Origin of the sequence: Polaribacter marinivivus, assembly GCF_042651285.1 — a bacterium.
Taxonomy (GTDB): domain Bacteria; phylum Bacteroidota; class Bacteroidia; order Flavobacteriales; family Flavobacteriaceae; genus Polaribacter; species Polaribacter marinivivus.
On the sequence record NZ_JBHSCY010000001.1, the window covers coordinates 347765 to 360010 of the forward strand.

Below are 12246 nucleotides of genomic sequence, written 5' to 3' on the forward strand. Positions count from 1 at the left end.
AACAACCCTTTTGAATTTCCATTGGAAAAAAACATCCAACAACTACAACACAACAACAAATTAATTAAAAATTAGAATTTAAAAATTTTATGATTCCAAAAGTATTTAGAGAGGTCATAGACCTTGGAGATGGAAGAACCATTTCATTAGAAACTGGTAAGCTTGCAAAACAAGCTCATGGTTCAGTTGTTGTTCAATCAGGTAAGTGTATGTTATTATGTACAGTTGTATCAAACTATCATCAAGCAGATGTAGATTTTTTACCTTTAACTGTAGATTATAGAGAAAAATTTGCTGCTGCAGGACGTTATCCTGGAGGTTTCTTTAAAAGAGAAGCAAGACCAAGTGATGGTGAAGTATTAACAATGCGTTTAGTAGACCGTGTTTTACGACCATTATTTCCAAAAGATTATCATGCAGAAACTCAGGTTATGATTCAGATGATGTCTCATGATGATGATGTTATGCCAGATGCAATGGCTGGTTTAGCTGCTTCTGCTGCTATTCAGTTGTCAGACATTCCATTTGAAACTCCAATTTCAGAAGTTAGAGTTGCAAGAGTAAATGGTGAGTTTGTGATTAACCCAACAAGAGCTCAATTAGGTGAAGCTGATATTGATATGATGGTTGGTGCTTCTGCAGATTCTGTTATGATGGTAGAAGGTGAAATGGACGAGTGTTCTGAAGAAGAAATGGCTGATGCAATTAAATTTGCTCATGAAGCTATAAAAGTACAATGTGCTGCACAAGTTGCTTTAGCTGAAGCATTTGGCAAAAAAGAAACTCGTGAATACGAGCCAGAAGTAGAAGACGAAGACTTAGCTGCTAAAATTAAAGATATGGTGTATGATAAAACATATGCTATTGCAAAAGCAGGTTCTGCTAAGCATGAAAGAGGTGTAGCTTTTAGTGAAATTAAAGAAGAGGTTTTCAATTCTTTTTCTGAAGAAGAGCAAGCTGAATTAGGGAAGTTAATTCATAAATATGTTGCAAAAGCTCAAAAAACTGCAATTCGTGATTTAACTCTAAAAGAAGGTTTACGTTTAGATGGAAGAAAAACTACAGACATCAGACCAATTTGGTGTGAGGTAGATTATTTACCATCAACCCATGGTTCATCTATCTTTACAAGAGGAGAAACACAAGCTTTAGCTACTGTTACCTTAGGTACTTCAAGAGAAGCTAATCAAATAGATATGCCATCTTTTGAAGGTGAAGAAACATTCTATTTACACTACAACTTCCCTCCTTTTTCAACAGGTGAAGCTCGTCCTTTAAGAGGAACTTCTAGACGTGAAGTTGGTCATGGAAACTTAGCTCAAAGAGCATTAAAAGGCATGATTCCTGCTGATTGCCCATATACAGTAAGAGTTGTAAGTGAAGTTTTAGAATCTAATGGTTCTTCTTCTATGGCAACTGTTTGTTCTGGAACAATGGCATTAATGGATGCAGGTGTTCAATTAAAAAAACCTGTTTCTGGTATTGCAATGGGATTAATCTCTGATGGAGACAACTATGCAGTTTTATCTGACATTTTAGGTGACGAAGATCACTTAGGTGATATGGACTTTAAAGTAACTGGTACTGCTGATGGTATTACAGCATGTCAAATGGATATTAAAATCAAAGGATTAAGTTACGAGATTTTAGTAAATGCATTAAAACAAGCTAGAGATGGACGTTTACATATTTTATCTAAATTAACAGATACTATTGAAAAACCAAATGCTACTGTAAAAGCTCACGCTCCAAAAATGATTACAAGACGTATCCCTAATGATATGATTGGTGCATTTATTGGTCCTGGAGGTAAACATATTCAGGAATTACAAAAAGAAACAGAAACTACTATTGTAATTACAGAAGACCCAGAAACTGAAGAAGGTATTATTGAAATTCTAGGAACAAAACCAGAAGGAATGGATGCTGTTATAGCTAAGATAGAATCTATGTTGTTTAAGCCAGAAGTTGGTAGTGTTTACGAAGTTAAAGTAATTAAAATGTTAGACTTTGGTGCTGTTGTAGAATATACTGAAGCTCCTGGAAATGAAGTTTTATTACACGTAAGCGAATTAGCTTGGGAACGTACAGATAATGTTTCTGATGTTGTAAATTTAGGTGATATTTTAGATGTAAAATACTTTGGTATAGATCCTAGAACACGTAAAGAAAAAGTTTCTAGAAAAGCTATTTTACCTAAACCAGAAGGCTGGCAAGAAAGACCTAAGAGAGATAACAACAATCGTGGTCGAGACAATAATAGAGGAAATAGAGACAATAGAAATCGCGACAATAGACGTGATGACAGAAAACCAAGAGAACCAAGAAAAGAAGATTAATCTTTTCTAATTCTTAATAAGTTTCAAAAAATCGTCAATGAATATTGACGATTTTTTTTATGTTTTTAGTTTCTTTGTGAATCTTAATGAAAATTCAAAGAATTACATATTTATCTTTAGGTACAAATCAAGGAAATAAGCTAGAAAACCTACAAAATGCAATTGATATGATTGCTGAAAAAATAGGTGCTATTCTAAATATTTCTTCTGTTTATAAAACAGCTTCTTGGGGTTTTGATAGTAATGACTTTTATAACATTTGCTTAAAAATTTCTACCTATCATCCACCAGAAAAATTAATGAAAATTCTTTTAGATATAGAAAGTAATCTGGGTCGAAAAAGAAATGATAAAAAAGGATATTCAGATAGAAATATTGACATAGATATTTTATTATTTGATGATGAAATTATTTTTTCTAAAACACTTACAGTACCTCATGCTAAAATGTTAGAACGTAAGTTTGTTTTAGTACCATTAGTAGAAATTGCAGCAACTGTAATTCATCCTATAGAAAAACAAAAACTATCTACTTGTATTAAAAATTGTGAAGACACTTCAGAAATTTTATTGACTGATGAAAAATTAATTCGTCCAATACCAATATCAGAAAAGTACAATTACATAGCTATAGAAGGTAATATTGGAGCTGGAAAAACATCTTTAGCAAAAATGATGTCAGACGAATTTAATGCTAAAATAATTTTAGAACGTTTTGCAGATAATCCATTTTTACCAAAGTTTTACGAAGACAAAGAACGTTTTGCATTTCCTTTAGAAATGAGTTTTTTAGCTGATAGATATCAGCAATTATCAGATGATTTAGCACAATTAGATTTGTTTAAAAACTTTATTGTTTCTGATTATTATATTTTTAAATCTTTAATTTTTGCTCAAATTACACTTCAGAAAGATGAATATGCTTTGTACAGAAGAATGTTTGATTTAATGTATAATGAAATTACCAAGCCAGATTTATATGTGTATTTGTATCAAAATACAGATAGGCTTTTACAAAACATTAAAAAAAGGGGTAGAGATTATGAGCAAAATATAGAAGCTGGCTATCTCCAAAAAATACATGATGGCTACAAAAATTTTATAAGTACCCAACAAGATTTAAACACTTTAATTATTGATGTTTCAGAACTTGATTTTGTAAAAAACACAGAAGATTATTCAAACATCATCAATCAAATCAAAAAAGGGTAATTGTTACTTTTTAAGTTCTAATTTTTCTGCAAAGTAATCACAAAAATCACGCATTGTAGCACTCATTTTGTTATCATCTGTTGCTCTTTCAAAAGTATCTGCCATAGAAACTAATGTTTGATGATAAAACTGTTTCATTTCATCTACAGGCATATCTTTTGTCCATAAATCCATGCGTAAAGTATCTTTCTTCTTATGATCCCAAACAGATATCATTACTGCCTTAGAATATTCATTGGTAACTCCACCATCTTCTGCTGACCAAGAGATTTCTTCTGGTATTTTATTTTCGTCTAAACCAATATTAAATTTTACTTCAGAATTATGTTTAACTGCCATTACTTTTTAGGTTTGTAGTTCGATTTTTTGAAAATTTCATCTTCATTCATTTTCAATAATTCTTGCAAAGATACATCATTCTTTTCCATAAAAGAACGAACAATTTGGCATCCTAACCATACTCCTATTTTACCTGGAGATAAGTTATCTTGCTCCATATAAAATTTAGAAAAAGGTGCATTTTCTAAAAATCGAGCATTAAGTTTTGAATCTGTACTAAATAAGATTTTTCTATCAATAAAATACATCCAAATTTGCTGCTCATTTGCTTTTGCCCAATTAAACTTATCAGTAGAATAACCTATTTTTTCTTGATCAGAAATAGTTGGTAAATACAAATCTAACAGATACATTTTTTTACCCTCAAAAATCATTTTATCTATAAATCTTCTTTTATTAAAAGGATGAACTTGCTGATCAATAATTGCATTAGCAACATCTACAATAAGATGTTCTTTTGTGTTATTTTGTTTAATATATTTTGGATAATCTGCATAAAAACGATGTTGTTTACCTAAATAAACGTCTAAAGATATAAGTAATAAACTATCAGCATAAATTACTCTACTTTCATAATCTATGTTACTTAAAAGAGTTACAACATCTGGCTCTTTAAATTTTGAATTGTAATATTTTATATGCTTAAAAAGTGAATTGAGTTGATTTTTTAGAGGAAGTAAATCATCATATATTTTTTGTGTTTCAGCAAATAATTCTTGTTCATCTTTGTTATTTATTTTAGCTAAAGCTAAACTATCTGTAAATTCATTTGGAAATAAATATGGATATTTTTGCTTAACATTTATCAACGTTTTTGCATTTGCATTGTAAAAGTCTACATCATATCTTTTTATAGAAAAATCAACTTTAATTTCTGAGACATCAATTTTAGTCTCATTTTTATCAGAACAAGAAAAAAACAAGCATAAAACCATTAATCCTATAAAAAAAAATCTCATAATCTTTGTATCTTAGTAACTCAATTTAAGAACGATAAAAATACTAAAATAGTTATCAATGAACACTGAAAAAGTAGCAGAATACATCATTAATTGGTTAAAAGATTATGCAACAAATGCTAAAATAAAAGGATTTGTAATTGGAGTTTCTGGAGGAATTGATTCTGCATTAACATCTACTTTATGTGCAAAAACAGGGTTACCACTTTTATGCTTAGAAATGCCTATTCATCAATCACAAAAACAGGTATCTAGAGCAGAAAATCATATAAAATGGTTACAAGAAAACTTTGAAAATGTATCAAAAACCGAAGTTAATTTAACCCCTGTTTTTGATAGTTTAATTGATGCTTTACCAAAAGTTGAAAACGAAGAAAGTAGATTTATGTCTTTAGCTAATACTAGAGCTCGGTTAAGAATGACCACACTTTATTATTTTGCTGCTTTAAATGGGTATTTAGTAGCTGGTACAGGAAATAAGGTTGAAGATTTTGGTGTTGGTTTTTATACAAAATATGGTGATGGAGGTGTAGATATTAGTCCAATTGCAGATTTAATGAAGTCTGAAGTATATGAAATTGCAAAATATTTTGGAGTAAATAAAGAAATTATAGATGCAGCTCCTACTGATGGTTTATGGGGAGATAATAGAACTGATGAAGATCAAATTGGTGCTTCTTATGATGAATTAGAATGGGCTATGAAAATGCAAGATCTAGAAAAAACAGCTGATGATTTTACTGGTAGAGAAAAAGAAGTATATAAAATATATATTCGTTTAAATACAATAAATCAACATAAAATGATACCTATTCCTGTTTGTGAAATACCTGATAATTTAAAGTAATTGGAATAGAGAAAGTCTTTTTTTTATTTTTTTCAAACTTCTTTTTCTTGATCCCTTTGTAATCTCAAAAGGCAAAAAAAATAAAGCAGGTATTATTTTAATAATTTCTAGGGTTTTTTTCATCATAGCTTATTTTACATAAATATATAAAAAAACAATTTAAATAATTATAATACTTTACTATACAACCCTATTAAGTTTTTCAAAGAGTCGAATTCTTAGTGCATTGTAGTTCATAATTAATTCTTTTTCTTCATTGCTATATTCTTTTTCCTTAGTCATTTCATTTTTCACTAAATGATCAATTAAAATTCTACGTAAATTAAAAACAACGTCATTTACTGCTTTAGATAAAACTTCTACTGCATCTTTTACAAAAATATTTTGTTTTTCCCAGTTGCTTAATTGCCTGTTTGGATTCTCTTGATCCATTAAAATAGAAGTTACAATATTTGGGATTTCTGGATTTGAATGGTTTAATAATTGAGTTACATCTATTTTTTCTAATTGATTAAGTTGGTCAATAATTTCTATATAAAGCTCTTGGAAAATAGGATTTGAAAATTCAATTTCATCATCTTGTAAGTGCAAGTAAATCTCTTCAGACACTTTGCTGGTATACTTTTTTATAGTTATTGTTTCTTTCCCTTCTTCATCTACATTTTTAATTTCTTCCTCAAAATCAACTTCTTCATTTCCATAAAGTAATAGAATTCTAATAATTTCTCTTTCAAGAATTGAAAGTTGATTAATTTCTTTTAATTGAATATTTTGCTTTTTAACAACTTCTAAATTTTGTCTTTTTTCAAAATTTTTCTTTGTATTTGATGAGCCAGATTTTGAGAGCAGTTGAGCCATTTCATTAAATAAAACCTGCTCAGAAATCTCCATGATTCTAGCACATTCTTGTATGTAAACTTCTCTTTGAATTGAATCTGGAATTTTTGAAATACTACTTACAATATCTCTGATTAATCCAGCTTTTTTTACAGGATCATTTTTTGCATCTTTTATTAAAAGTGATACTTTAAAATTGATAAAATCTTGGGCAGAATCTTCTAAATATTTTGCCAATTCTGAATCTGAATGACTTTTTGCAAAACTATCTGGATCTTCTCCATCAGGGAATTGAACTACTTTTACATTCATTCCTTGTTCTAGAATTAAATCAATTCCACGAATCGAAGCTCTAATTCCTGCTGCATCACCATCAAATAAAACAGTTATATTCTTAGTTAGCCTATTCACTAACCTAATTTGCTCAGCAGTTAAAGCTGTACCTGAAGAAGCTACAACATTCTCAATACCAGATTGATGAAAAGAAATCACATCTGTATAACCTTCTACTAAGTAACAATTATCTTGTCTAGCAATTTCTTTTTTGGCTTGATAAATTCCATATAAGATTTTACTCTTATGATAAATATCACTTTCAGGCGAGTTTAAATACTTTGCTGCTTTTTTATCATTTGTTAAAATACGACCTCCAAAACCTAAAATTCGCCCAGACATGGAATGAATTGGAAACATTACCCTGCCTTTAAAACGATCAAATTGTTTATTTTCTTTTACAATAGTTAAACCAGTAGACTCTAAATATTTTAAATCATACCCTTTTTCTAAAGCAGCTTTTGTAAAGTTATCCCATTCATCTAAACAATATCCTAAATCAAACTTTTTAATCGTTTCTTCTCTAAAACCTCTTTCTTTAAAATAACTTAGACCAATAGCTTTACCTTGATTGGTGTTTAGCATTAAATTATGAAAGTAATCTTTAGCAAAATTAGAGACCAAAAACATACTTTCTCTTTCATTCATCTGAGCTTTTTCTTCATTAGTTTGCTCAGTTTCCTCTATTTCAATATTGTATTTGTTAGCTAACCATTTTATAGCTTCTGGGTAGGTATAATGCTCATGTTCCATTAAAAAGGAAATAGCATTACCTCCTTTACCAGTAGAAAAATCTTTCCATATTTGTTTAACTGGTGATACCATGAAAGAAGGTGTTTTTTCATCTGTAAAAGGACTTAACCCCTTAAAGTTACTACCTGCTTTTTTTAATTGTACAAATTCACCAATTACTTCCTCTACTCTCGCAGATTCAAAAACTCGCTCTATAGTACTTCTGGTAATCATTTATTTTTCTACTTATTGTATTACAAATATAATAAGACCTCACAGGTATAAAAATCTGTGAGGTCTTAAATCGAATTTATTTTTGTTTTAAGAAGCTGCTCTTAACTTTTTTAAAGTCGAGTTAGTTAATTTAGCTTCTGCATATTCCTTTGTTACATTAAATTCTTTTTCATCAGAACTTGGTAAATCAAACATAGCATCTGTAAAAATAGCTTCGCAAAGAGAACGTAATCCTCTTGCCCCTAACTTATATTCTACTGCTTTATCAACAATGTAATTTAATGCATCTTCTTCAATAGTAAACTCCACATCATCCATAACAAAAAGCTTAGCATATTGTTTGATAATAGAGTTTTTTGGCTCTGTTAATATAGCTCTTAATGTTTTTGCATCTAAAGGATTCATGTAACTTAACACTGGTAAACGACCAATTATTTCTGGAATTAAACCAAATTGTTTTAAGTCTAAAGGAGTAATATATTGCAATAAATTGTTATGATCTATTGTATCTTCTTCTAATGAAGCACCAAAACCAACTGCTTGCATATTTAAACGTTTGCTTATGATTTTATCAATTCCTGAAAACGCACCACCAGCAATGAACAAAATATCTTTTGTATTTACTTCTATAAATTTTTGTTCTGGATGTTTTCTACCTCCTTTTGGAGCTACATTAACAACTGCACCTTCTAGTAATTTTAATAATGCTTGTTGTACACCTTCTCCAGAAACATCTCTAGTAATAGAAGGATTATCTCCTTTTCTTGCTATTTTATCAATTTCATCAATAAAAACAATACCTCTTTCTGCTTTTTCTACTTTATAATCTGCTGCTTGCAGTAATCTACTTAAAATACTTTCTACATCTTCACCTACATAACCAGCCTGAGTTAGAACTGTTGCATCTACAATTGAAAAAGGAACATTTAACATCCTTGCAATTGTTCTTGCAACTAAAGTCTTTCCTGTACCAGTTTCACCAACTAAAACAATGTTACTTTTTTCTATTTCTACATCATCATTGTCTTTTGTTTGCAACAATCTTTTATAATGATTGTAAACAGCAACAGACATTGCTTTTTTAGTTTCGTTTTGACCAATAATATATTGATCTAAAAACTCTTTGATTTCTTTTGGTTTCTTAAGTACAAGATCTTTAGATAAACTAGATGTTTTTGCTTCAGAAATTTCCTCTTCAACAATGCCATGTGCTTGCTCTATACACTTATCACATATATGAGCATCCATACCAGCAATTAATAAATCTGTTTCTGCTTTTTTTCTACCACAAAATGAACATTCTAAGTTCTCTTCTTTTGACATTTTCTTTGGCTTTTAGCTTTTTTACGTTTAGCGCTAATTGCTAAATAATTATTTTCTTTCTAAAACTTCATCAATCATACCATATTCTTTAGCTTCATTGGCTTTCATCCAATAATCTCTATCAGAATCATTATGAACCTTTTCTATAGTTTGACCTGAATGATTTGCTATAATAGCATATAATTCATCTTTTAACTTTAAGATTTCTCTTGCTGTAATTTCTATATCTGAAGCTTGACCTTGTGCACCACCTAGTGGTTGGTGAATCATAATTCTTGAATGTGGTAAAGCAGAACGTTTTCCTTTTTGTCCTGCACACATTAACACAGCACCCATTGAAGCAGCCATACCTGTACAAATTGTAGCAACATCTGGCTTTATAAATTGCATAGTATCATAAATTCCTAAACCAGCATAAACGCCACCTCCTGGAGAGTTGATATAAATTGAGATATCTTTATTTGCATCTACACTTTCTAAGAACAATAGTTGTGCTTGAATAATATTTGCAATTTGATCATTAATTCCTGTACCTAAAAAGATAATTCTATCCATCATTAAACGTGAAAAAACATCCATTTGGGTGATATTCATTTGACGCTCTTCCATGATATATGGTGTTAAACTACTTGTTATTTTATTATAATAAGTACTATTAATACCATGATGTTTAGTAGCATATTTCTCGAATTCTTTTCCAAAATCCATTCTCTATATTCTTTAAATTATTATTATGTAAAGATAAGAACTATTCTCTTAATATTTTGTTAGACTTTTTAAAAACAAAAAGCTTGAATAGTAAGGTTATTCAAGCTTTATCTAGTTTTTAATAGTTGTCTTTTATTTATAGACTTCTTTAATAAAATCTTCGTAAGAAACTTCTTTAGTTTTAAAAGACATATTTTCTTTGAAGAAAGTCATTAATTTCTGACTTATTAATTGTGATTGTAATTTTTGAGCTTCTTCTTGATTTTGTAAAATTCTACCAGCAATATCATTTAACTCTTTTTCTTCTGGATTCATATTTCCAAATTGAGCCATTTGAGTTCTAATAAAACCTTTAGCATATTCAACTAATTCTGCATAATCAATTTTAATATCATTGTCTTTCATGATTTTACCTTCAATTAATTGATAGCGTAAACCTTTTTCAGACTTTGCATATTCTTCTGAAGCCTCTTCTTTTGTCAACTCTTTTTCACCTGCAGTTTGTAACCACTTTTGTAAAAACTCAGCTGGTAAATCGAATTTTGTATTTTCTATTAAATACTCTTGTACTGCATTTAATAATTGTTGATCTGCTTGTTGTTGAAATTGCTTTTCTGCATCTTCTTTTATTTTTTCTCTTAATTCTGTTACAGTTTTTACAGAACCATCTGGAAATAATTTATCAAATAAATCTTGATCTAAATCTGCAGGTTCAGTTTTGGTAATATCCTCAATTGTAAGCGTCACTTTTACATCTAAATCGTGAGCATCATCATGAGATACACCTAAAACATGCTGTAATTTATGATCGTCTTCGAATAATTTTTTGGTATCTAACTCTATAACATCTCCAACTTTAGCACCAATTAATTTTTTTTCGTTTTTCTTTCCTTTTAAATCATTTACTAAGAAAGTAGACTTTTTATTGATTTCTTTTTCTTCGTTTACAAAAGTTCCAGTTATATTAGAGTGTTCAGTTGCTTCTTCTAATGAACTCATTTTTCCATAACGAGTCTGAATATTCTTAACTTCTTCATCAATTAAATCATCTGTTGCAACAACATTATACTGAGTAATTTTTTTCTTAGGATTTAAGTTTACTTCGAATTCTGGAGCTAACCCTAACTCAAATTCAAAACTAAAAGTATCTGCATCCCAATTAAAGTCATCTTGAATTCTAGGTAATGGATTACCAAGAATATCTAACTTTTCTTCAGTGATAAATTTGTTTAAAGAATCTTGTAAAAGTTTGTTAACTTCATCTATCATTACAGATTTACCATACTGTTTTTTAACCATCCCCATTGGCACATGCCCTTTTCTAAAACCAGGTATATTTGCTTTTTTTCTGTAATCGTTTAATACTTCTGTTACTTTTTCTTGATAATCTTCTGTAACGATATCAACTTTTACAACTGCATTTAGTGCATCTACGTTTTCTTTTGTAATATTCATTTGATGTAATCTTATTTCTAAAAAAATTGAGTGCAAAATTAATCAATTTTATTAACCCCACAAAGCTTTAAATACTTCAATTTCAGTATCTTTATTTTTTATTTTTTTTAGCTTATCAAAAGAAGTAATAGACTTTACAATAAAGAAAAAAAAACCTTAATTTTGCGATGAATTAAATGATATTTTAATTATCAATAACTAACAAAATGCAATACAAAAGAATTCTTCTAAAATTAAGTGGTGAAGCTTTAATGGGTGATAGACAATATGGAATAGATCCAAAACGTCTAGCAGAATATGCCAAAGAAATAAAAGAAGTAGTTAATAAAGGTATTCAAGTTGCCATAGTTATTGGAGGAGGAAATATTTTTAGAGGTGTTGCTGGTGCAAGTAATGGAATGGATCGTGTACAAGGTGATCACATGGGTATGCTAGCTACGTGTATTAATGGTTTAGCATTACAAAGTGCTTTAGAAGATGAAGATGTACATACTCGTTTACAAACTGCTTTAGAAATTAAAGAAGTTGCTGAACCATATATTAAGAGAAAAGCCATAAGACACTTAGAAAAAGGAAGAGTGGTTATTTTTGGTGCAGGTACTGGAAACCCTTATTTTACAACAGATACTGCAGCTGTTTTAAGAGCTATAGAAATTAATGCTGATGCTATTTTAAAAGGTACAAGAGTAGATGGAGTTTATACTGAGGATCCAGAAAAAAATACAAATGCTAAAAAGTTTGAAACTATTACCTTTAAAGATGTAATAGAAAAAGGACTTAAAGTGATGGATATGACTGCTTTTACATTAAGTGAAGAAAATAAATTACCAATTATTATATTTGATATGAATAAAAAAGGAAATCTATTAAAATTGATTTCTGGTGAAAAAATTGGTACAATAGTTGACATTTAAAATTACAATCTTTAA

Annotated in this window: 10 protein-coding genes; 4 read left to right on the forward strand and 6 right to left on the reverse strand. The window is 29.4% G+C overall.

Annotated features, from left to right (window positions below; genetic code table 11):
• Positions 1-89: 89 nt before the first annotated feature.
• Both ACFOWD_RS01615 and folK read left to right on the forward strand, forming a co-directional pair.
• Positions 90-2339, forward strand: a complete 2250-nt coding sequence (locus ACFOWD_RS01615) for a polyribonucleotide nucleotidyltransferase (protein ID WP_377407560.1) — start codon at positions 90-92, stop codon at positions 2337-2339.
• Between the two features lie 86 nt (positions 2340-2425).
• Positions 2426-3550 carry a 2-amino-4-hydroxy-6-hydroxymethyldihydropteridine diphosphokinase gene (folK, locus tag ACFOWD_RS01620; protein WP_377407562.1) on the forward strand — a complete coding sequence of 375 codons (1125 nt, stop codon included), beginning with the start codon at positions 2426-2428 and terminating at the stop codon, positions 3548-3550.
• Positions 3551-3553: 3 nt separating this feature from the next.
• Here folK and gldC read toward each other — a convergent pair whose 3' ends face one another.
• Positions 3554-3889, reverse strand: a complete 336-nt coding sequence (gldC, locus tag ACFOWD_RS01625; RefSeq protein WP_298989409.1) for a gliding motility protein GldC — start codon at positions 3887-3889, stop codon at positions 3554-3556.
• Positions 3889-4848: a gliding motility lipoprotein GldB gene (gldB, locus tag ACFOWD_RS01630; protein ID WP_377407564.1), complete on the reverse strand. Its 960-nt coding sequence runs from the start codon at positions 4846-4848 to the stop codon at positions 3889-3891. The genes gldC and gldB overlap by 1 nt, the downstream gene beginning before the upstream one ends.
• 58 nt (positions 4849-4906) lie before the next feature.
• Here gldB and nadE point away from each other — a divergent pair, with 58 nt between their 5' ends.
• Complete coding sequence (nadE, locus tag ACFOWD_RS01635) at positions 4907-5695, forward strand: NAD(+) synthase (protein ID WP_377407566.1); 789 nt, start codon at positions 4907-4909, stop codon at positions 5693-5695.
• 180 nt (positions 5696-5875) lie between these two features.
• Here nadE and dnaG read toward each other — a convergent pair whose 3' ends face one another.
• The 4 genes from dnaG to tig form a co-directional block, all read right to left on the reverse strand.
• Positions 5876-7831 (reverse strand): DNA primase, encoded by a 1956-nt coding sequence (gene dnaG / locus ACFOWD_RS01640; RefSeq protein ID WP_377407568.1) that lies wholly within the window; start codon positions 7829-7831, stop codon positions 5876-5878.
• An 87-nt stretch (positions 7832-7918) separates the two neighbouring features.
• Positions 7919-9154: an ATP-dependent Clp protease ATP-binding subunit ClpX gene (gene clpX / locus ACFOWD_RS01645; RefSeq protein WP_298989423.1), complete on the reverse strand. Its 1236-nt coding sequence runs from the start codon at positions 9152-9154 to the stop codon at positions 7919-7921.
• A 48-nt stretch (positions 9155-9202) separates the two neighbouring features.
• Positions 9203-9862 (reverse strand): ATP-dependent Clp endopeptidase proteolytic subunit ClpP, encoded by a 660-nt coding sequence (gene clpP / locus ACFOWD_RS01650; protein ID WP_377407570.1) that lies wholly within the window; start codon positions 9860-9862, stop codon positions 9203-9205.
• 132 nt (positions 9863-9994) lie between these two features.
• Entirely contained in the window at positions 9995-11317 is a 1323-nt protein-coding gene (tig, locus tag ACFOWD_RS01655) for a trigger factor (protein WP_377407572.1), read from the reverse strand.
• Between the two features lie 206 nt (positions 11318-11523).
• On the opposite strand from tig, the gene pyrH reads away from it, so the two are divergent.
• Positions 11524-12231, forward strand: coding sequence for a UMP kinase (pyrH, locus tag ACFOWD_RS01660; RefSeq protein ID WP_298989432.1), 708 nt, complete (start codon positions 11524-11526; stop codon positions 12229-12231).
• Positions 12232-12246: the final 15 nt, after the last annotated feature.